This window comes from Curtobacterium sp. MCPF17_031 (assembly GCF_003234035.1).
Taxonomy (GTDB): domain Bacteria; phylum Actinomycetota; class Actinomycetes; order Actinomycetales; family Microbacteriaceae; genus Curtobacterium.
In genome coordinates this window covers 13,548-34,479 of the sequence record NZ_QKSG01000004.1, presented here as the reverse complement: position 1 = coordinate 34,479, position 20,932 = coordinate 13,548, and the positions used below count along the sequence as shown (strand labels likewise).

The 20,932-nt window shown below is 70.6% G+C and carries 21 protein-coding genes; 18 read left to right on the top strand and 3 right to left on the bottom strand.

Annotated elements, in window-relative coordinates:
• Positions 1-17: 17 nt before the first annotated feature.
• Positions 18-1,505 carry an NlpC/P60 family protein gene (locus DEJ31_RS07480; protein ID WP_111121562.1) on the top strand — a complete coding sequence of 496 codons (1,488 nt, stop codon included), beginning with the start codon at positions 18-20 and terminating at the stop codon, positions 1,503-1,505.
• Positions 1,506-1,574: 69 nt separating this feature from the next.
• Here DEJ31_RS07480 and DEJ31_RS07475 read toward each other — a convergent pair whose 3' ends face one another.
• Positions 1,575-2,066 carry an inorganic diphosphatase gene (locus tag DEJ31_RS07475; RefSeq protein ID WP_110904454.1) on the bottom strand — a complete coding sequence of 164 codons (492 nt, stop codon included), beginning with the start codon at positions 2,064-2,066 and terminating at the stop codon, positions 1,575-1,577.
• Between the two features lie 66 nt (positions 2,067-2,132).
• On the opposite strand from DEJ31_RS07475, the gene tilS reads away from it, so the two are divergent.
• From tilS to DEJ31_RS07410, 14 genes are all read left to right on the top strand, one after another.
• The gene (gene tilS / locus DEJ31_RS07470) at positions 2,133-3,173 is read left to right on the top strand and encodes a tRNA lysidine(34) synthetase TilS (protein WP_111121561.1); all 1,041 of its coding nucleotides are present in this window, start codon (positions 2,133-2,135) and stop codon (positions 3,171-3,173) included.
• A gap of 9 nt (positions 3,174-3,182) precedes the next feature.
• Positions 3,183-3,734 carry a hypoxanthine phosphoribosyltransferase gene (gene hpt / locus DEJ31_RS07465; protein ID WP_110904452.1) on the top strand — a complete coding sequence of 184 codons (552 nt, stop codon included), beginning with the start codon at positions 3,183-3,185 and terminating at the stop codon, positions 3,732-3,734.
• A gap of 192 nt (positions 3,735-3,926) precedes the next feature.
• Positions 3,927-5,915, top strand: a complete 1,989-nt coding sequence (gene ftsH / locus DEJ31_RS07460; RefSeq protein WP_110904451.1) for an ATP-dependent zinc metalloprotease FtsH — start codon at positions 3,927-3,929, stop codon at positions 5,913-5,915.
• Positions 5,916-5,921: 6 nt separating this feature from the next.
• Positions 5,922-6,884 carry a dihydropteroate synthase gene (gene folP / locus DEJ31_RS07455; RefSeq protein WP_111121560.1) on the top strand — a complete coding sequence of 321 codons (963 nt, stop codon included), beginning with the start codon at positions 5,922-5,924 and terminating at the stop codon, positions 6,882-6,884.
• A complete protein-coding gene (gene folB / locus DEJ31_RS07450) occupies positions 6,881-7,297 on the top strand; it encodes a dihydroneopterin aldolase (RefSeq protein WP_111121559.1) in 417 nt (138 codons plus the stop codon). Before folP ends, folB begins: the two co-directional genes overlap by 4 nt.
• On the top strand, positions 7,294-7,824 hold the full coding sequence (gene folK / locus DEJ31_RS07445) for a 2-amino-4-hydroxy-6-hydroxymethyldihydropteridine diphosphokinase (RefSeq protein ID WP_111121558.1): 531 nt from the start codon (positions 7,294-7,296) through the stop codon (positions 7,822-7,824). Before folB ends, folK begins: the two co-directional genes overlap by 4 nt.
• Positions 7,821-8,300, top strand: coding sequence for a DUF3180 domain-containing protein (locus DEJ31_RS07440; RefSeq protein WP_181433472.1), 480 nt, complete (start codon positions 7,821-7,823; stop codon positions 8,298-8,300). The genes folK and DEJ31_RS07440 overlap by 4 nt, the downstream gene beginning before the upstream one ends.
• Before the next feature lie 80 nt (positions 8,301-8,380).
• Positions 8,381-8,905, top strand: a complete 525-nt coding sequence (locus tag DEJ31_RS07435; RefSeq protein WP_111045048.1) for a PH domain-containing protein — start codon at positions 8,381-8,383, stop codon at positions 8,903-8,905.
• A 7-nt stretch (positions 8,906-8,912) separates the two neighbouring features.
• The gene (locus DEJ31_RS07430) at positions 8,913-10,697 is read left to right on the top strand and encodes a PH domain-containing protein (RefSeq protein WP_111121556.1); all 1,785 of its coding nucleotides are present in this window, start codon (positions 8,913-8,915) and stop codon (positions 10,695-10,697) included.
• Positions 10,694-11,386, top strand: coding sequence for a Rossmann-like and DUF2520 domain-containing protein (locus tag DEJ31_RS07425; RefSeq protein ID WP_258366218.1), 693 nt, complete (start codon positions 10,694-10,696; stop codon positions 11,384-11,386). Before DEJ31_RS07430 ends, DEJ31_RS07425 begins: the two co-directional genes overlap by 4 nt.
• A 113-nt stretch (positions 11,387-11,499) precedes the next feature.
• Positions 11,500-13,032 (top strand): lysine--tRNA ligase, encoded by a 1,533-nt coding sequence (lysS, locus tag DEJ31_RS07420; protein ID WP_110904462.1) that lies wholly within the window; start codon positions 11,500-11,502, stop codon positions 13,030-13,032.
• 98 nt (positions 13,033-13,130) lie between these two features.
• Positions 13,131-13,334: a hypothetical protein gene (locus tag DEJ31_RS07415; RefSeq protein ID WP_110904445.1), complete on the top strand. Its 204-nt coding sequence runs from the start codon at positions 13,131-13,133 to the stop codon at positions 13,332-13,334.
• Positions 13,335-13,459: 125 nt separating this feature from the next.
• Complete coding sequence (locus tag DEJ31_RS17565; RefSeq protein ID WP_258366217.1) at positions 13,460-13,591, top strand: hypothetical protein; 132 nt, start codon at positions 13,460-13,462, stop codon at positions 13,589-13,591.
• 357 nt (positions 13,592-13,948) lie between these two features.
• Positions 13,949-15,001: a sigma-70 family RNA polymerase sigma factor gene (locus tag DEJ31_RS07410; protein WP_110904444.1), complete on the top strand. Its 1,053-nt coding sequence runs from the start codon at positions 13,949-13,951 to the stop codon at positions 14,999-15,001.
• 173 nt (positions 15,002-15,174) lie between these two features.
• Here DEJ31_RS07410 and DEJ31_RS07405 read toward each other — a convergent pair whose 3' ends face one another.
• A complete protein-coding gene (locus DEJ31_RS07405) occupies positions 15,175-16,107 on the bottom strand; it encodes an NAD(+)/NADH kinase (RefSeq protein ID WP_110904443.1) in 933 nt (310 codons plus the stop codon).
• Between the two features lie 236 nt (positions 16,108-16,343).
• Between DEJ31_RS07405 and DEJ31_RS07400 the strand changes: the two genes are divergently transcribed.
• A complete protein-coding gene (locus tag DEJ31_RS07400; RefSeq protein ID WP_111045028.1) occupies positions 16,344-18,863 on the top strand; it encodes an ATP-dependent Clp protease ATP-binding subunit in 2,520 nt (839 codons plus the stop codon).
• 75 nt (positions 18,864-18,938) lie between these two features.
• Here the strand turns inward: DEJ31_RS07400 and DEJ31_RS07395 are convergent, their stop codons facing one another.
• Positions 18,939-19,391: an SRPBCC family protein gene (locus DEJ31_RS07395; RefSeq protein WP_111045027.1), complete on the bottom strand. Its 453-nt coding sequence runs from the start codon at positions 19,389-19,391 to the stop codon at positions 18,939-18,941.
• A gap of 175 nt (positions 19,392-19,566) precedes the next feature.
• Here DEJ31_RS07395 and DEJ31_RS07390 point away from each other — a divergent pair, with 175 nt between their 5' ends.
• Together DEJ31_RS07390 and DEJ31_RS07385 are read left to right on the top strand one after the other, a co-directional pair.
• Positions 19,567-20,109 (top strand): amino-acid N-acetyltransferase, encoded by a 543-nt coding sequence (locus DEJ31_RS07390; protein WP_181421642.1) that lies wholly within the window; start codon positions 19,567-19,569, stop codon positions 20,107-20,109.
• Positions 20,110-20,173: 64 nt separating this feature from the next.
• On the top strand, positions 20,174-20,866 hold the full coding sequence (locus tag DEJ31_RS07385; protein WP_111045026.1) for a hypothetical protein: 693 nt from the start codon (positions 20,174-20,176) through the stop codon (positions 20,864-20,866).
• Positions 20,867-20,932: the final 66 nt, after the last annotated feature.

Sequence of the window (20,932 nt, the reverse complement as noted above, 5' to 3'; positions counted from 1 at the left end):
AGGAGGCACTGACCCGCATGAAGAAGCCTGCACGTTCCCTCGTCTGCGGTCTCGCCACCGTCTCGATGCTCAGCCTCGGGCTCTCGCTGGTGGTGGCCGTCCCGGCGCAGGCGGCACCGTCCGCTCCGTCGTGGAAGGACGTGCAGGCGGCGAAGGACGACCAGGCCGCGAAGCAGCGGACGGTCGACGCCCTGACGGCACGCATGTCGAGCCTCCAGGCCACCGTGGACCGCACCGGCGCCACGGTGCAGGAGGCCGGGCAGCGGTACTCCCTCGCGGCGTCGCAGCAGCAGGAGGCCAAGGACACGCTGGACGGTCTCACCGGTCAGGCGAAGCGTGCCAAGGCGGCGGCGAAGCGGTCCGCCGGCCAGGTCGCGGCCCTCGTCGTCGAGCTCTCGCGCTCGGGTGGCGGTGACCTGTCCACGTCGATGCTCGTCGACTCGCGTGACGCGAAGGACCTGCTGTACCAGGTCGGCACCATGACGCACCTGTCCGAGCGGTCCGCGACCGTGCTCGACAAGGCGCAGTCGGACCAGCGCACCGTGGACGCCCTCGCCGCGCAACAGCGGCAGGCGACGAAGGCCCTGACCGCCGCGACCGCCAAGACGAAGGACGCGCTCGACAGCGCGAACGACGTCGCCGCGAACGCGCAGTCCGCGCTGGCGTCCGGGCAGGCGAAGCAGGACGAGGTCCTCGAGCAGCTCGCCTTCATCAAGGGCACCTCGGTGGCCACCGAGCAGGCGTACTGGTCGGCGCAGCAGGCGAAGCAGGCCGAGATCCAGCTCGCCGCCCAGGCGAAGCGCGACGCGGCGCGTCCCGCATCAGCGAACGGCGGCACGGACGGTCCCGGCGGGTCGACGACCGACGTCCCGCCCGCGCCGAAGCCCGTCACCTCGAACCCGTCGACGTCGAACCCCTCGTCGTCCGCGCCCTCGGGTGGTACCGCGGCAGCGCCGAAGCCAGCCGCCCCGAAGCCGGCCGCCCCGAAGCCCGCGGCCCCACAGCCCGCACCGCAGCCGGCCGCACCAGCCCCGAAGCCCGCAGCCCCGAAGCCCGCGGCCCCGAAGCCGGCGGCCCCCGCGCCCGCGCCGGCCCCGGTCGTCAGCAGCCCGTCCAAGGCCGCCGGCGCGATCGCGTACGCCCGCGGACAGCTCGGCAAGGCCTACGTCCTGGGTGGTGCCGGCCCGAACGTCTGGGACTGCTCCGGCCTGGTGATGATGGCCTACAACTCGCAGGGCATCACGACCGGTGGGCACAACGTCGTCTGGCAGTACAACTACTTCGGCTCGATCGGCCGCCTGGTGCCGCTGTCGCAGCGCCAGCCGGGCGACATCCTGTTCTACTCGAACAACGGTGCGGCGTCCGGCGGCTACCACGACTCGATCTACACCGGCAACGGGCGGATGGTCGAGGCCGCCCGTCCGGGTGTCGGCGTCGTCGAGCGTGCGGTGTGGACCCCGAGCCAGCTCCTGCCGTACGTCGCCCGTCCGAGCGGCGCGCTCTAGCCCCGAACACCGCAGAACGGCCCGGCCCCACGAGGGGGACCGGGCCGTTCGCGCGTCAGCAGACGAGCGTCAGTGACCCGCGGGCACGTACGCGGCCTGGCCGGCCTGCACGATGGCCTCGGCCTCGGCGGCGTCGCCCCAGCCCTCGGCCTTGACCCACTTGTTCGGCTCGAGGTCCTTGTAGCGCTCGAAGAAGTGCGCGATCTCGGCCTTGGTCTGCTCCGGGACGTCCGCGATGTCCTGGATGTGCGCCCAGCGCGGGTCCTTCGCGGGGACGACGAGGACCTTCTCGTCCTTGCCGGCCTCGTCGCTCATCTTGAAGACGCCGACCGGTCGGACCTTGACGCCCACGCCGGGGAAGGTCGGGAACTCGAGGAGGAGCAGCGCGTCGACGGGGTCGCCGTCGTCGGCCAGGGTCTTCTCGAAGAAGCCGTAGTCCGTCGGGTAGACGAACGAGGTGAAGAGCACGCGGTCCAGGTACACGCGACCGGTCTCGTGGTCGACCTCGTACTTGTTGCGGCTGCCCTTGGGGATCTCGACGACGACGTCGTACGCGGCCATGTGCACTCCTTGGTTCTTCCGGTGGTGGTCTGTCGGCCGTCGGGACGGCCCGGCTAACGTTACCGGGTGAACACCGAGCGTCCCCGGCTGGACCCCGCCGTCGCCGCCGTCCGTCTGGCGGTCCGCACCGCGCTCGCCCGCGCGCTCGACGAACAGGTCGTCACACCGGGCGACCTCGTCCTGGTGGCGCTGAGCGGCGGAGCCGACTCGCTGGCCCTCGCGGCGGCCACCGCGTTCGAGGCGCCGAAGCAGGGCCTGCGCGCCGGCGCGGTCGTGGTCGACCACGCGCTGCAGGCGGGTTCCGAGGCGGTCGCGGCACGGGCCTCCCGGCAGGCCGCCTCGCTCGGGCTGGCGCCGGTCGTCGTGGACCGCGTCGACGTCGGGACCGCGGGTGGTCCGGAAGCCGCCGCCCGGGAGGCCCGATACGCCTCGATCACGTCGGTCGCGGCCGCCGAGTGGTCACCCCTCGTGCTCCTCGGCCACACGCTCGACGACCAGGCCGAGACGGTCCTGCTCGGCCTGCTGCGGGGGAGCGGACCGGACAGCCTGACCGGCATGGCGCCGCTGGTGCGGCCGGACCGGCCGGGGCCGTCGCTCGCGCGGCCGATGCTCGCGCTGCGTCGGGCGACCACGCGTCAGGCCTGCGCCGCCTCCGGACTCGACCCGTGGGACGACCCCCAGAACGAGGACCCGGCGTACACGCGGGTGCGGGTGCGGAACGCGCTGATGCCGGTCCTCGAGCGGGAGCTCGGACCCGGTGTGCCGGAGGCCCTGGCTCGCACCGCCGACCAGCTGCGCGAGGACTCCGCGGCCCTCGACCACTTCGCCGAGGAGATGGCGGAGGACCTCGCCGAGCACTCCGAGGCCGGCATCTCGCTGTCCGTGCCGCAGCTCGCCGCGAACCCGCCGGCCCTCCGGCAGCGACTCGTCCGACTGGCGGTCGAGAGCGAGTTCGGCGTGACCCTGTCCCGACTGCAGACGCTCGAGGTCTGCCGGCTCGTGACCGACTGGCACGGCCAGGGACCGATCGACCTGCCCGGTGTCCGTGCCACCCGGACGGGCGAACGGGTGTCGTTCGCCGCCAGGGAGCCGCACTCGGGCGGTTAGGCTGGTCCGGTGGAACTCTCCGACGTGCAGGCCGACCTCTCCGAAGTGCTCTTCACCCCCGAGCAGATCGACGACAAGATCGCCGAACTCGCCGCGGCGGTGGACCGGGACTACGCCGGGCGCGACCCGCTCCTCGTCGGCGTGCTGAAGGGCGCTGTCATGGTCATGGCCGACTTCTCCCGCCACCTCAAGATGCAGGCGCGGATGGACTGGATGGCGGTGTCGTCCTACGGCTCCGGCACGAAGTCGTCCGGTGTGGTGCGCATCCTCAAGGACCTCGACACCGACCTGCACGACCGCGACGTCATCATCGTCGAGGACATCATCGACTCCGGTCTGACGCTGTCCTGGCTCAAGCAGAACCTGCAGTCCCGCGGGGCCGCCAGCGTCGAGATCGTCGCCCTGCTCCGCAAGCCCGAGGCCGCCAAGGTCGAGGTGGACGTCAAGTACGCCGGCTTCGAGATCCCGGACGCGTTCGTGGTCGGGTTCGGCCTGGACTACGACGAGCGTTACCGCAACCTGCGCGGCATCGGCATCCTCGCGCCGCACGTCTACTCCTGATCCGCCCGCGACGTCGGGTGCGACCGGGACGTCAGGCGGCGGGCGTCAGGGGCGTCGTCCGCAGGGCGATGCTCCTGATGCGTGGAGTTCGCCCGCAGAGGACACCCATTCTCGCCACAGAGTGACGGCCGTATGCTGAGCGGCACGCACTTCAGGCAGCAGAAAGGTGTCGGGCCGTCGGGCCCGGATCACATGGACTTCAAGCGCATCCTCCGCGGGCCGTACATCTGGATACTGCTCGCAGTCGTGGGGATCTTCGTCGGATGGACGTTCATCGCCCAGTCCGGCACCCAGGAGATCTCCACCCAGAAGGGTCTCGAGCAGCTCTCGGACGGCAAGGTCTCGTCGGCCGTCGTCAACTCCACCGAGCAGCGCGTCGACCTCACGCTCCGCAACGACGGTGGCACCGAGCAGTTCTACTACTCGACCCCCCGTGGCACCGAGGTCGTCGAGGCGGTGTCGCAGGCCGACCTGCCCAAGGGCTACAACGACCACGTCCAGCAGTCGAACGTCCTCGTGTCGCTCCTGCTGACGCTGCTGCCGTTCCTGCTCATCGGCGCCCTGTTCTGGTTCCTGCTCTCGAGCGCCCAGGGCGGCGGCTCGAAGGTCATGCAGTTCGGCAAGTCCAAGGCCAAGATGAACAACAAGGAGAACCCGCAGGTCTCCTTCGCTGACGTCGCCGGTGCGGACGAGGCCATCGAGGAACTGCACGAGATCAAGGAGTTCCTCAAGGAGCCCGCGAAGTTCCAGGCCGTCGGTGCCCGGATCCCGAAGGGCGTGCTCCTCTACGGCCCTCCCGGAACCGGCAAGACCCTGCTCGCCCGCGCCGTCGCCGGCGAGGCCGGGGTGCCGTTCTACTCGATCTCCGGTTCGGACTTCGTCGAGATGTTCGTGGGTGTCGGCGCGAGCCGCGTCCGTGACCTCTTCGACCAGGCCAAGCAGAACTCGCCCGCCATCGTCTTCATCGACGAGATCGACGCCGTGGGACGTCACCGTGGCGCCGGCATCGGCGGCGGCAACGACGAGCGCGAGCAGACGCTGAACCAGCTCCTCGTCGAGATGGACGGCTTCGACGGCAAGACGAACGTCATCCTCATCGCCGCGACGAACCGTCCCGACGTGCTCGACCCCGCGCTGCTGCGCCCGGGCCGCTTCGACCGGCAGATCGGCGTCGACGCGCCCGGACTGCAGGGTCGCAAGCAGATCCTCGAGGTGCACGCGAAGGGCAAGCCGCTCGCCGCGAGCGTCGACCTCGAGCTGCTCGCCCGCAAGACGCCGGGCTTCACCGGTGCCGACCTGGCGAACGTCCTCAACGAGGCCGCGCTGCTGACCGCCCGGTCGAACGCGCAGCTCATCGACAACCGCGCGCTCGACGAAGCCGTCGACCGCGTGATGGCCGGCCCGCAGCGCCGCACCCGGATCATGTCCGACCAGGAGCGCCTCATCACCGCGTACCACGAGGGTGGTCACGCCCTGGCGGCCGCAGCGATGCGCCACACCGACCCGGTGACGAAGATCACGATCCTGCCGCGTGGTCGGGCCCTCGGCTACACGATGGTCCTGCCGCTCGAGGACAAGTACTCCGTCACGCGCAACGAACTGCTCGACCAGCTGACGTACGCCATGGGTGGCCGTGTCGCCGAGGAGATCGTGTTCCACGACCCGACCACGGGTGCGTCGAACGACATCGAGAAGGCCACCGGCACCGCCCGCAAGATGGTGACCGAGTACGGCATGAGCCAGGCGGTCGGTTCCGTCAAGCTCGGCTCCGGGTCCAGCGAGCCGTTCGTCGGCCGTGACATGAGCGGCGGCACCGGTCGCGACTACTCGGAGAACATCGCCGAGACCGTCGACGCCGAGACCCGCGCCCTGCTCGAGGCCGCGCACGACGAGGCCTACCAGGTGCTCAACGCCAACCGCGACATCCTCGACCGCCTGGCCGGCGAACTCCTCGAGAAGGAGACGCTCGACGCCCCGGAGCTCGTGGAGATCTTCAAGGACGTCCGCAAGCTGCCCGAGCGCCCGCAGTGGCTCTCGAGCGACAAGCGTCCGGTGAGTGACCTGCCCGCGATCGAGGTCCCGGGCAAGGCCGCCGCGATGGCCGAGGAACCCGTCGGGATCGACGCCTCGAAGCCGCGTCGTCACCGTCCGTTCGGCAACCCCGGTATCGCCCCCGCGTAGGCCGGCATGACCGACCTGCCGACGAGACGGTCGCGTCGGCTCGCCGAGGCGAGCCGGGCCCGCGAAGCAGCAGCAGCGCCGGCGACGGTCGCGATCGACCTCCGAGCACCCGCACCGGTGCCGGAGATCGTGACCGGCCGTCGCCGCGGTCGCTCCACCCCCGAGGGCACCCGCGTGATGGGGATCCTCAACGTCACCCCCGACTCGTTCAGCGACGGCGGTCTGCACCTGGCCGTCGACGCGGCACTCGACCACGCCCGGCACCTGGTCGCGAACGGGGCCGACCTGGTCGACGTCGGCGGGGAGTCCACCCGACCCGGTGCGGAACGGGTCCCGGTGGACGTCGAGCAGGAGCGCGTCCTGCCGGTCGTGCAGCAGCTGGTCTCCGAGGGGATCGCGGTGAGTGTCGACACGATGAACGCCAGCACCGCCGAACGTGCGGTCGAGCTCGGTGCCGTGATCGTCAACGACGTCTCCGGTGGGCTCGTCGATCCGGACATGTCCCGGGTCGTCGCCGAGACCGGCGTGGGCTTCGTCGTCATGCACTGGCGCGGCCACAGTGACCGGATGTACCGGAACGCCGAGTACACCCACGCCGTCGAGGAGGTCCGACGCGAGGTCGAACTCCGGGTCGCCGAACTCATCGTCCTCGGGGTGCGCCAGGAGCAGGTCGTCATCGACCCGGGCCTGGGGTTCGCCAAGCGCGGGCAGCAGAACTGGGAGATCCTGGCGGGCTACGAACGCTTCGCCTCGATCGGTCTGCCGGTCCTGGTCGCGGCGTCCCGCAAGCGGTTCCTGGACGGCGTCGGCAGTGCGGCCGGGGCACCCCCGGCCGAACGGGATCTGGCCACGGCGGCGATCAGCCTGCTCGCGGCCGAACGCGGCGCCTGGGGCGTTCGCGTGCACGACCCGGCGCCGACCCGCGCCGTACTCGACGTCTGGGACGCCTGGAGGGCAGCTCGATCATGAGGGACACCATCCGCCTCGTCGGAGTCCGCGCACGCGGGCACCACGGGGTCTTCGACCACGAGCGCGCCGACGGACAGGACTTCGTGGTCGACGTCGCGGTCGAGGTCGACGCGACCGCCGCCTCCGACTCGGACGACCTGGCCGAGACCGTGCACTACGGCGTGCTCGCCGAGCAGATCGTCGCCGAGATCGAACGTGACCCGGTCGACCTCATCGAGACGCTGGCGGAGCGGATCGCCGCGGCCGTCCTGACGCACCGTGCCGCCCTGGCGACCGAGGTCACGGTGCACAAGCCGCAGGCACCGATCACCGTGCCGTTCACCGACGTGTCGATCACCATCCGGCGCGAGTCCGCGGTGCGCCCTGACGCCGCGGCCGTCGCCGAGAGCGCTCCGCTCGAGGAAGAAGCGTGACGCGCGCCGTCATCGCCCTCGGTGCGAACCTCGGCGACCGGGGGAGCACCCTCCGTGCCGCAGCGGCCGCCGTCGCCGCGCTGCCCGGTGTCCGTCCGGTGGCCTCGAGCCGTGAAGTCGAGTCCGTCGCCCTCACCCTGGACGGCCCCGACACGACGAAGCCGCGGTACCGGAACGGCGTCGTGGTCGTCGACACCGACCTGGCGCCGCAGGAGCTGCTCGACGCCCTGCACGGCATCGAGGACGAGCACGGCCGCACCCGTGACGTCCGCTGGGGTGACCGGACGCTCGACCTCGACGTGATCGCCCTCGACGACCTGCGGATCGACACCGACACACTCACCGTGCCCCACCCGCGCGCCCACGAGCGGGCGTTCGTGCTCGCACCCTGGGCGGACGCCGACCCGGAGGCGGTGCTGCCGGGCCACGGGTCCGTCACGACCCTGCTCGCGGCGCTGGGCGACGACACGGACCGGGTCGACGAACCCCGCCTGTTCGGCCGCGCCGCGCAGGAGGTGACCCCGTGAAGCCGACCCGGGCCTCCACCCTGATCGGTGTCGCCGTCGTCGCGGCCGTCGCCGGCTTCGCGGTGGACACCGCCCTGACCGCCCGGCAGTCGCCGACGCTCCTGATGTCGGTCCCCCTCGGCCTGACGCTGGTGTTCATCGGCATCGCCCTGCTGTTCATGGCCGCGCCGATCCGTCGACAGACCCGCGGCCGGAACGACGGACGCCGGGTGGACCCGATGTACGCGACACGGGTGGTGTTCCTGGCGAAGGCGTCGAGCATCTGCGGGGCGCTGTTCGGCGCGTTCGCCCTCGGGCTGCTCGTGTACCTCCTGTCCCGGTCCGTCCTGCCTTCGCTAGGCTCGACCCTGCCGAACGCGGTGGCGTTCGGCGGCGGGATCGTGCTGACCGTGTGCGCCCTCGTCGCCGAGCGGATGTGCATCGCGCCGCCGACGGACGAGAACGACCACGACGGGCGGGGCAGCACCACGGCGTGACCGGCCCGGTCGGTCGACGCGGACCGACCACCGCAGACCAGGAGACCCCGATGCCGCCCGTACTCGACGAACCTCATCGGATGGACGAACCGCGCCGACTCGACGACGCCGGCCTGGGCCTCGACGGCATCACCTGGACGCGGGTCTCGGCGAAGCTCGTCTGGACCGACCTCATCGCGACGATCGTCATCGGCGGCGTCGTCACGGCGGGCCTGGTGCTCATCGGCGTCGCCAGCGGCGGGACCGGCGGGACGGCCGGACTCGTCTGGTTCGTCATCGGTGCGGTCGTCGCGGCCATCGCGATCGTCACGGCAGCGCTCACCCCGCGACGCATCCGATCGATCGGGTACGCCCTGCGCGACGACGACCTGGTGCTGCGCCGCGGACTGATGTGGCAGCGCTTCACCGCGGTGCCGTACGGCCGACTGCAGCTCGTGGACGTCAACCGGGGCCCGCTCGACCGGGTGCTCGGCATGAGCGAGCTGAAGTTCGTGACCGCGGCCGCGTCGTCGAACATCCGCATCCCCGGCATCCCGGCCGGTCAGGCGGACGACCTCCGCGACCGACTGGTCGAGCTCGCCGAGTCCCGTCGCGCCGGGCTGTAGGTCGCACGTGTCGTTCCGACCGGACGCCTCGATCCCCGCACCGCCGCGCAAGGGCGACGCCGCCGCGGCCGCGCCCCTGACCGACGGCGAGTGGCACCGGCTGCACCCGCTCACACCGCTGCTCAAGGGCGGCATCTTCCTCGTCGTGATCCTGGGCTACGTGCTCAACAACCTCCGCGACCAGATCGTCGAGGTCTTCATCCCCGGCGAAGGCGGGCCGCAGGAGGACGGCGACCCGGTCCGCTACGTGTACGAGCACGGTGTCGTCGGCTGGGTGCTGCTCGGGGTGGCGGTGCTGCTCCTGGTGCTGATCGGCCTGTTCTACCTGTCCTGGCGGATGCACGAGTTCCGGGTCACGGGCGAGATCGTCGAGGTCCGCTCCGGCGTGGTCTTCCGGACCCACCGCAAGGCCCGGCTCGACCGGATCCAGGGGATCAACATCTCGCGTCCGCTGATCGCGCGGGTCTTCGGCACCGCCAAGCTCGAGGTCGCGCAGGCCGGCAACGACGCGAACGTGCAGCTCGCCTACCTCGGAGCGAAGGCCGCCGACGACCTGCGGCAACGCATCCTGGTGCTCGCCTCGGGCGCGAAGGACGCCGACCAGCCCCGGTCCGCCGGTCCGGGCGGCGGCGTCCTGCAGGGCCGGGTGGACGAGTTCCTGGCACCCGAGCTCGACCCCGAGGCCGTGCACGCCACCCGGGTGGTCCGCGTCCACCCGGGTCGGTTGATCGGGTCGATGCTGCTCTCCGGCACGACCGTGGTGATCCTGCTGCTCGTCGTCGCGATCATCGTGAGCATCAGCCTGACCGGGCAGTACTTCCTGCTCGTGTCGCTGTTCCCGGCCGTCATCGGCGCCGGCGGCTACTACGTCCGCAAGTTCTCGAAGTCGCTGCGCTACACGATCGCGGACACCCGGGACGGCATCCGGATCGGCTTCGGCCTGTTCTCGACCTCGAACGAGACGTTGCCGCCGGGGCGCATCCACGCCGTGAGCGTCGCGCAGCCGCTGCTGTGGCGGCCGTTCGGCTGGTGGGACATCCGCATCAACCGGGCGACGAACGCCGGCAACGGGGCGTCCACGAACCAGCAGGTCTCGTCGATCGTGCTGCCGGTCGGTACCGCAGCCGAGGTCCGGCAGGTCCTCGAGATCATCCTGCCCGAGCTCGTCGGCTCGGCCGTCGTCGGTCCGGAGGCGTCGATGGAACGCCTGCGCGAGGGGTCCGCCGAGGCCGTGGGTGTCGTCGACGACAGTCTCACCACGAGCGGCGACCGCGGCGGTTTCGTGCACTCGCCCCGACGGGGTCGCTGGCTGCGCCCGCTGTCGGCGTCCCGCAACGGCTACCGCTTCGTGCCCGGTGCGGTGCTGCTCCGGCTCGGCGCGGTCTGGCGCTCGCTCGTGGTCGTGCCGCTGCCGCGTGTCCAGAGCGTCAAGGTCACGCAGGGGCCGCTGGAGCGCGCACTCCGCCTGGCCTCGGTGCACGTGCACACCGTCAGCGGTCCGGTCTCCGCCCGCGTCGGTGCGCTCGACGCCGGGGACGCGCAGCGGCTCTGGTCCGGCACGACCGAGCGTGCCGTCGAGGCCGCCGCGACCGACACGTCGCACCGCTGGCGTGACGGCCAGGAGGCCCGACCCACCTCCGGTACGCCGGGTCGCCACGCGCAGGAGCCCGCGCACGCTGCAGGGCAGATGCCCGGGCAGTGGACCGGTGCCGCGCCCGCCGCACCCGCGTGGCTGACGCAGGACGGGCCTCCCGTCTGGACCGCCGTCCCCGGACCCGGAGCCGTGCGGTGAGGGCCGGACGACTCGGCATCGGGATCATCGGCGCCGGACGCGTCGGCCCCGTGCTGGGTGCCGCGCTCGCGAACGCCGAGCACGCCGTCGTCGGGATCACCGCCGTCTCCGAGGCGAGCCGCGACCGTGCCGAGGCGATGCTCCCCGGCGCGCCTGTGCTCGGCACGCCGGAGCTCGTCGAGCGCAGCGAACTCGTGCTCCTGGCGGTGCCGGACGACCAGCTGCCGTCGCTCGTGCAGGGACTGTCGGACGCGGGGATCTGGCAGCCCGGGCAGCTCGTCGTGCACACGAGTCCGGACCACGGGGTCGACGTCCTCGCGCCGGCGATGCGTGCCGGGGCGATCCCGCTCGCGATCCACCCCGCGATGGCCTTCACCGGGACGAGCGTCGACCTGAGCCGGCTGCGGGACGCGTACTGCGCCGTCACCGCTCCCGCGCCGGTGCTGCCGATCGCGCAGGCCCTGGTGGTCGAGATGGGTGCCGAGCCGTTCGTCGTGGCCGAGCGGGACCGCCCCGCCTACGCCGACGCGGTCCGGGCGGCCGTGAGCTTCTCGACGGCGATCGTCGACCAGTCCGCCGGCACCCTGTCCGGCATCGGTGTCGAGCACCCGGGGCGCGTCCTCGGGGCACTCGTCCGGTCGGCGGTCGACAACGCGCTCACGGCGGCCGACGGTCAGTCCGCGATCTGAACCCGGCCGCGAGCCCGGACCGCCGTGTGCGCCGTCCGTCCGGCGTCCCGGCCGGACACGGCCGGGCGGGTAGCATCGACGCGATCCCCCACGACCTCCGGAGCCGCACCAGCATGACCGACGAGACCGCCCCCGCCACCACCGAGACCGCGGTCGCCGACGCCGCCGCACTGGCCGAGCAGGAGACCAGCGAGCAGCGTCAGGTCCGGCTGGACAAGCGCGCGCGCCTGCTGGAGTCCGGGATCGAGGCCTACCCGGCCGAGCTCCCGATCACCACGACGATCCCCGCGGTCCGCGAGCAGTACGCGCACCTCGAGACCGGCGAGGAGACGCAGGACGTCGTCGGCGTGGCCGGCCGCATCGTGTTCTCCCGCAACACCGGCAAGCTCTGCTTCGCGTCGCTGCAGTCCGGCGACGGCTCGCGCATCCAGGCGATGGTCTCCCTGGCCGAGGTCGGCGACGAGTCGTTGGCCCGCTGGAAGGAGTTCGTCGACCTCGGCGACCACGTGTTCGTGCACGGCCGCGTGATCTCCTCCCGCCGCGGGGAGCTGAGCATCATGGTCGACGACTGGGCGATCGCGGCGAAGGCGATCCTGCCGTTGCCGAACCTGCACAACGAGCTCAACGAGGAGACCCGGGTCCGGCAGCGGTACCTCGACCTCATCGTGCGCGAGGACGCCCGGAAGACCGTCCGGGCCCGCGCGGCCGTGATGTCCTCGCTCCGCGACACCTTCACGTCCCACGAGTACCTCGAAGTCGAGACGCCGATGCTGCAGACCCAGCACGGCGGCGCCTCTGCCCGGCCCTTCGTCACGCACTCCAACGCGTTCGACACCGAACTGTTCCTGCGTATCGCGCCCGAGCTCTTCCTCAAGCGGGCGGTCGTCGGGGGCATCGACCGGGTCTTCGAGATCAACCGCAACTTCCGCAACGAGGGCGCCGACTCGTCGCACTCGCCCGAGTTCGCCATGGTCGAGGCCTACCAGGCGTACGGCAACTACGAGCAGATGGCCGACCTGACCCAGGAGCTGGTCCAGAACGCCGCCCGCGCGGTCACCGGTGGCTCGTTGGTCGTCACCCTGCCAGACGGCAGCGACTACGACCTCGGCGGTGAGTGGGCACGGCTCGACATGTACGAGTCACTGTCCGAGGCGTCCGGCCACGAGATCACCCCGGAGACGCCGCTGTCCGAGCTGCAGGCGCTCGCCGACGCCGAGGGTGTCGAGGTCGCGCACGCCACACACGGCAAGTACGTCGAGGAGCTCTGGGAGCACTTCAACGGGGACGAGCTGTACGCCCCGACGTTCGTCATGAACTTCCCGGTCGACACCTCGCCCCTGACCCGGCAGCACCGCACCCGTCCGGGCGTCGTCGAGAAGTGGGACCTCTACGTCCGTGGCTTCGAGCTCGCCACGGCGTACTCGGAGCTCGTCGACCCGGTCGTCCAGCGGGAGCGGTTCGTCGAGCAGGCCCGCCTGGCCGCCGGCGGTGACCCGGAGGCGATGCGCGTCGACGAGGAGTTCCTGCGGGCACTCGAACACGCCATGCCGCCGTCGGGTGGCATGGGCATGGGTGTCGACCGGCTGCTCATGGCGATCACCGGCCTGGGCATCCGCGAGACGATCCTCTTCCCGCTGGTCAAGTAGGGCGCTGGAGCTCAGAGCGACGCGCCAGCGGCGCGCGACGCCAGCCCCGAGGGAGCCTGCGAGCTCGATCCGCGGGCAGCACGACGTACGATGGGACCATGCCGCATGGAATCGTCTCCGGAGTCGTCTTCGCCCTGACCCCGACGATCCTGCTCGGTCTCATCTTCTGGTTCATCATGCGCGCGATCATCCGTGCCGATCGGACCGAGCGTGCCGCGTACACGAAGATCGAGGCCGAAGAGCGTGCTCGGTTCGAGCGCGAGCGTGGCGTGACGACGACCGCGCCGACCAGCGCCGAGTAGTCACGCCCTCGACCGCGTCCGCGGCGGGGCACCCGCGCGAGTGACCTGGGGTCCTCTTGTCCTGGTGTCCTGACCGTCACCCACCGTTCACCCCGCCGACGTCCGGCGGTGCGAGCATCCTCGGCATGTCCATCCTGCATCCCACCGCGTCCCGCAGTCTCGTCGGTGACATCGAGAGCGAGTACGACGAGTTCGACCGCGACCCGGACCTCGAGGTCTCGAAGAACCGTGACGGGTGGCTCGAACCCTCCTGGTGACACCGGGCCCGTCATCGTCCGCGGGCATTCCTTCGGGGTACGTCAGCTGGATCTCCGGATCCGGCGCGACGTACCCCTTTTTCGCTGTCCGGAAGGCGTTGCACCCCGGGGTACACGTGTCCCCCTCGGTCCGGCTCGGGAGTCACACCGTTGTGATTCCGCTTCGATCGGCAGCACCGCGGGGATCGAGAGCGACAACCGCCGTGACGAGGTGTACCCCGACCCGGTGTCCCCCGATGGCGAAGCACGGAGAAGCCTGAGAATCGCTCGCCGTGGTTTGTGGGGTACACCTCCGGCCCGCCAAACTCGGTCTCAGCCCACGAAGGACCATCACCGTCACAGGCAGGGAGAGTCACCATGGCGATCGCAACGGCCGCACCCAGCACCACCTCGCGCCGCACCAAGAAGGCAGCGACCAAGACCACCTCCGCCGAGGCCACCACGCTCGACACCGTCGCCGAGGTCGAGGCCGACGAGCAGCTCGCCGGCGTCCGCGGCGCATCCGTCGACCAGGTCGGCGACTACCTCCGTCACATCGGCCGTCTCGCACTGCTGACCGCTGAGGAAGAGGCGGACATCGCCCGCCGCATCGAGGTCGGCCTGTTCGCCGAGGAGAAGCTCCACACCGAGCCCGGCCTCGAGAAGTCCCTCGAGCGCGAACTCCGCTGGCTCGTCCGCGACGGTGAGCGCGCCAAGGAGCGCATGATCACCTCGAACCTCCGCCTGGTCGTCAGCATCGCCAAGCGCTACTCTCAGCGCGGCCTGCCGTTCATGGACGTCATCCAGGAGGGCAACCTCGGCCTGGTCCGTGCGGTCGAGAAGTTCGACTTCACGCAGGGCTACAAGTTCTCGACCTACGCCACCTGGTGGATCCGCCAGGCGATCTCGCGTGGTCTCGCCGACAAGGCGCGAACCATCCGCATCCCGGTGCACACCGTCGAACTGATCAACAAGATCTCGCGCACCGAGCGTGACCTGACCGTCGACCTCGGCCGTGCGCCGATGCCGGAGGAAGTGGCCGCCGAGCTGAGCATGAGCGTCGAGGAACTCGTCGACCTCAAGGGCCGCTCGCACGAGCCGGTCTCGATCCACACGGTCGTGGGTGACTCGGACGACAGCGAACTCGGTGACTTCATCGAGGACGAGGACGCCGCGAGCCCGAACGAGCTCACCGAGACGACGCTGCTGCACCGCGACATCCGCTCCATCGTCGCCGAGCTGCCGAGCGACGAGGCCAACGTGATCCGCATGCGCTACGGCCTGGACGACGACAAGCCGATGACGCTCGACGAGATCTCGAAGATCGTGCACACCACCCGACAGGCGGTCAGCCGTGTCGAGTCGCGTGCGAAGCTGCGCCTGTTCGCGAAGGCCGTCTCGCAGGACATGCAGCTGTACCTGACCGAGTAGGTCAGCAGACTTCGGCTGGTCCCGTCAGGGACCGGTGCGGGGATCCGGGTCGTCCGTGGGACGACGGCCTGTGGGGTGATGGGAGCGAAGGCCCGTCCGGTGCGAACCGGGCGGGCCTTCCGTCGTCCCCAGGGCCCTGGCGTGGGGTCGCCGGCCGGGAGGCGCGGATCGCGTCAGTCCTCGGTCTCCCGGTGCAGCTTCTGCCGCAGGTCGTGCGGGATCAACTCGATGAGCTGGTCCGGCCGGAGCGGCAGGTCCAGCAGGCCGAGCTTGAGGCGCCCGGTCCGACCGTGCCGTTCGGCGTCCAGCCGGACCACGCTGCCGGCGTCCTTGCGGAGCCGGACCTCCAACTGCGCGCCGGTGGCGACCTCGCCGACGACGAGCCCGTCGACCTCGAGGGCCGCGCTGCGGGTGCCCTCGGCGATGTCGAACCGGTAGCGCTCACGGGCGGCGAGCACCACCGAGCGGTCGATCCCCGCCATCGGGGCCACCGGCGTGACGACAGACCCCGACAGTGCGGGGGACAGGACCGGGCCTCCCGCCGCGTAGTTGTAGGCGGTGGACCCGGCGGGCGTCGCCGCGACGACGGCGTCGGCGCGGTAGTACCCGTACATGAGCCCGCCGACGCTGAGGTCCGCGGACACCTGCCCGGCACCGGGACGGCGGACGATCGTGATGTCGTTGAACGCCAGGTAGTCGGTCCGGGCACCACCCCAGGAGAGCCGGGCCTCGAGGGCGTGGTGCGGTTCGAGCTGGTACTGGCCGGCGGAGAGCCGTTCGAGCGCGGACTCGAGCTCGGGTGGTTCGATCTCGACCAGGAACCCGACGTTGCCGTAGTTCACCCCGAGCACCGGGACCGGGCGCCGGGCGACGAGGCGCATCGCACCGAGCATCGTGCCGTCACCACCGAGTGCGACGACCAGGTCGACGGTGTCCGTGAACTCGTCGTCGTCCACCGCGTCGATCGCGCTACCCAGGCGAGCGGCGTCGATCCGCCGCGCGACCAGGCGCCCGGCTCCGGACGCGTTCCAGCGGTCCAGGACCTCGACGGACTCCTGCACGTTCTTCGAGGGGTGGACGACGAGGCCGACGACGGGCTGCTCCATGCCCCGGATCGTACCGGCGAGCCCTCCGAGCCGGGCGCGAGTGCCGCCGGACGGACGGTGTCCCGGGGAGTCGGGAGGGGCCTCCAGGCCGCGGCGCGCAGCACACGCACGGGGTTCACGCCCACGGCGAACAGGGGCAGCCCTGACGGGGAGCGCTGGTTAGTCTCGATGTACGTGACCGGACTCACACGAGTCCGGCTGTCGGCCCCGGTTCGTTCGGGGCCAAGGGAGAGCACATGTTCGAGAGATTCACCGACCGGGCCCGTCGTGTTGTCGTCCTCGCTCAAGAAGAAGCGAAGATGCTCAACCACAACTACATCGGTACGGAGCACATCCTCCTCGGCCTCATCCACGAGGGCGAGGGCGTCGCCGCCAAGGCGCTGGAGTCGCTCGGTATCTCCCTCGATGCCGTCCGCGAGCAGGTGCAGGACATCATCGGGCAGGGCCAGCAGCAGCCGACCGGGCACATCCCGTTCACGCCGCGTGCCAAGAAGGTCCTCGAGCTGTCACTGCGCGAAGCGCTGCAGCTCGGCCACAACTACATCGGGACCGAGCACATCCTGCTCGGTCTGATCCGCGAGGGCGAGGGTGTCGCAGCCCAGGTCCTCGTGAAGCTCGGCGCCGACCTCAACCGGGTCCGCCAGCAGGTCATCCAGCTCCTGTCCGGCTACCAGGGCAAGGAAGCGGTCGCCGTCGGCGGCGAGCAGCAGCAGAACGCACAGCAGGGTTCGCAGGTCCTCGACCAGTTCGGTCGGAACCTCACCCAGGCAGCGCGCGACGGCAAGCTCGACCCCGTCATCGGGCGCGAGAAGGAGATGGAGCGGGTCATGCAGATCCTCTCCCGCCGCTCCAAGAACAACCCCGTCCTGATCGGCGAGCCTGGCGTCGGCAAGACCGCCGTCGTCGAGGGCCTCGCCCAGGCGATCGTCAAGGGCGACGTGCCCGAGACGCTGAAGGACAAGCAGCTCTACTCGCTCGACCTCGGGTCGCTCATCGCCGGGTCCCGCTACCGCGGTGACTTCGAGGAGCGCCTCAAGAAGGTCACGAAGGAGATCCGCACCCGCGGCGACATCATCGTCTTCATCGACGAGATCCACACGCTCGTGGGTGCCGGTGCCGCCGAGGGCGCGATCGACGCAGCGTCGATCCTCAAGCCGCTCCTGGCCCGTGGTGAGCTCCAGACCATCGGTGCCACCACGCTCGACGAGTACCGCAAGCACTTCGAGAAGGACGCCGCACTCGAGCGCCGCTTCCAGTCGGTGCAGGTCAACGAGCCGTCGCTGCCGCACACCATCAACATCCTCAAGGGCCTCCGCGACAAGTACGAGGCGTTCCACAAGGTGTCCATCACCGACGGCGCGATCGTCTCCGCGGCGAACCTGGCGGACCGCTACGTGCAGGACCGCTTCCTGCCCGACAAGGCCATCGACCTGATCGACGAGGCCGGCGCTCGTTTGCGGCTGTCGATCCTGTCGGCGCCGCCGGAGCTCCGCGAGTTCGACGAGAAGATCTCGACGGTCCGCGGGTCGAAGGAAGCCGCCATCGAGGAGCAGGACTTCGAGAAGGCCGCTTCGCTCCGTGACGAGGAGAAGAAGCTCCTCGGTGAGCGTCTCCGCCTCGAGAAGCAGTGGCGTGCGGGTGACGTCGCCGCGTCCGGCACCGTCGACGAGGGCATCATCGCCGAGGTCCTGGCGCAGGCCACGGGCATCCCGGTGTTCAAGCTCACCGAAGAGGAGACCTCGCGTCTCGTCTTCATGGAGAAGGCACTGCACCAGCGCGTCATCGGTCAGGAAGAGGCCATCTCGGCCCTGTCCAAGACCATCCGTCGCACCCGTGCCGGCCTCAAGGACCCGAACCGCCCCTCGGGCTCGTTCATCTTCGCCGGCCCCACGGGCGTCGGCAAGACCGAACTCGCCAAGGCGCTCGCGGAGTTCCTGTTCGACGACGAGGGCGCACTGATCTCCCTCGACATGTCGGAGTTCGGCGAGAAGCACACCGTCTCGCGCCTGTTCGGTGCCCCTCCCGGGTTCGTCGGGTTCGAAGAGGGCGGCCAGCTCACCGAGAAGGTGCGCCGCAAGCCGTTCTCCGTGGTCCTGTTCGACGAGATCGAGAAGGCCCACCCGGACATCTTCAACTCGCTGCTGCAGGTCCTCGAAGAGGGTCGTCTGACCGATGGTCAGGGCCGCGTGGTCGACTTCAAGAACACCGTCATCATCATGACCACGAACCTCGGTTCGCAGGGCATCGCAGGTGGCCCGGTGGGCTTCCAGGTCGAGGGCAACTCGGCCGTCGGCTACGACCGGATGCGCGGCAAGGTGAACGAGGAGCTGAAGAAGCACTTCAAGCCCGAGTTCCTGAACCGCGTCGACGACACGATCGTGTTCCCGCAGCTGTCGCAGCCCGAGCTGCTGCAGATCGTGGACCTGTTCGTGAAGCGCCTGTCCGACCGCCTGCTCGACCGCGACATGACCGTCGAGCTCTCGCTCCCGGCCAAGGAGCAGCTCATCAAGGTCGGGTTCGACCCGTCCCTCGGTGCCCGCCCGCTGCGTCGTGCGATGCAGCACGAGGTCGAGGACCAGCTGTCCGAGCACATCCTGCAGGGTGAGCTCACGGCCGGCGACCACGTGAAGGTCGGCTTCGTGGACGGTGCGTTCACCTTCGAGACCGGGCGTCAGCCGGGCCGCGAAGAGGTCCTCGCCGGCGCTCCCTCGCTCGAGAAGGCGCCCGAGGCGCCCGCGCCGGAGATCGAGGGCTAGTCAGCCCAGCGACACGACAGACGGGAGGCCCGGTACCAGCTGGTACCGGGCCTCCCGTCTGTCTGCGGTCAGGCGTCAGGCCTGGACGTCGCCGCGCCAGCCGTCGCTGGTCGGGGCGGCCTCGACACGCTCCTTGTAGTTCTGCAGGTCCTTCTTCACGGCGTGGCCGCCGACGCCGACCGCCGAGCCGAGCTTCTCGAGGATGCCGGACGGCTCCCAGTCGATCTGCACGGTGACGCGGGTCTCAGCGTCGGAGAGCTTGTGGAACGTGACCACACCGGCGTGCTCGGTCTCGCCGTCCTTGACGGTCCAGGCGACACGCTCGTCCGGGTGCTGCTCGGTGATGAGGGCGCGGAACGAACGCTCCTGGCCGGCGACCTTGACGGTCCAGTCGGTCGTGGTGTCGTCGACCTGGACGATCTTCTCGACCTCGTCGAGGAACGTGGGAAACTCCTCGAAGCGGGTCCACTGGTCGTAGGCGGCACGGACGGGGACGTTGACGTCGACGGTCTCGATGATCTGGGGCATGTGGTGCTCCTCCTGCTCGTCGTACTGGTGTGTCTCGGACGGTAGGCCGGTGCGCCTGTGCAGGGCCCTGACGCATGTCCCCCGATGACGGCGTGTGACGTGGCGGGTCGGACGGGGCCGCCCGGGCCGGGTAGGGCGCGGCCAGGGCCGTCGGCGGAGACGTAGGCTGGACCGGATGACTGAGCACGGACGGCATGCGTTCTCCGAACGGGACGACCACGGGATCCTGGTGCGCCCGGCGCTCGCGTCCGACGTCCCGCACATCCAGCGGCTCATCGCGCCGTACGTCGACCGACGGATCCTGCTCGGCAAGGAGAACGTCGTCCTCTACGGGTCGATCCAGCAGTTCCGGATCGCCGAAGGGCCCGACGGTGTCCCGATCGGCTGCGGCGCCCTCGCCGTGTTCTGGGACGACATCGCCGAGGTCCGCACGCTGGCCCTGGACCAGGACTGGATCCACAAGCGCGTCGGCCACCGCATGCTCGAGGCGCTCGAACACGACGCCCGCGAGCTCGGTGTCGCCCGGATCTTCTGCCTGACGTTCGAGGTCGACTTCTTCGCCAAGCACGGCTACCTCGAGATCGGCGAGACCGTCGTCCCACCCGAGGTGTACGCCGAGCTCGTGCGCTCGTCCGACGAAGGCGTCGCCGAGTTCCTGGACCTCGCCCGGGTGAAGCCGAACACGCTCGGCAACACCCGCATGCTGAAGATCCTCTGACGGGTTGACCGGCCGCCCGGCGAGGGACCTCCTCCGGGCTCGCACGGATGTCTACCCTGTGCGCATGTCGTCGTTCCGCCATCCCGTCGGCCCCGAGCGTCCCGGCACCTACTGGCGCCGCCGAGCCCTGGTGCTCGGGGTGGTCCTGCTCGTCGTGGTCGTCGTCGTGCTCATCGTCGTCGGTCGTGGCAACGGAGCCCCCGCGGCCGGTCCGACGCCGGGTGCCGGGGCTTCCTCGGCAGCAGCTGGTTCCTCCACCGGCTCTGGCGGGGCTGGCGGTTCTGGCGCGTCGGATGCCGCCTCGGGCGCGCCGAAGTCTTCGCCGGCCCCGTCCGCCGCAGCCCGCAAGGACGGCGCGGCCTGCGACCCGCACCAGATCGAACTCACCCCGGTGCTCGACAAGCGCGTCTACGCAGCCGGCGAGGACCCCCAGGTCGCGATGTCGATCAAGAACACCGGGTCGAACTCGTGCCACATGGACCTCGGGTCCGCGCAGCAGGTGCTCACCATCACCTCGGGCACGGAGCAGTACTGGTCGTCGAAGGACTGCCAGACCGGAGGCACCGACCAGGACGTCACCCTGAAGGCCGGCCAGGAGCTCACCACGCCCGCCATCGCCTGGGACCGCACGCGGTCCTCGGCGACCACGTGCGACGCCGCACGCGCCTCGGTGACGGGCGGGGGAGCCAGCTACCACCTGCAGGTCGCGGTGGGGGAGATCACGTCGGCGGAGTCGGTGCAGTTCGTCCTGAACTGAGGACATCGGGGCGGGAACGACGAAGCGCCGGGCCCGAGGATCACTCCTCAGGCCCGGCGCTCACGA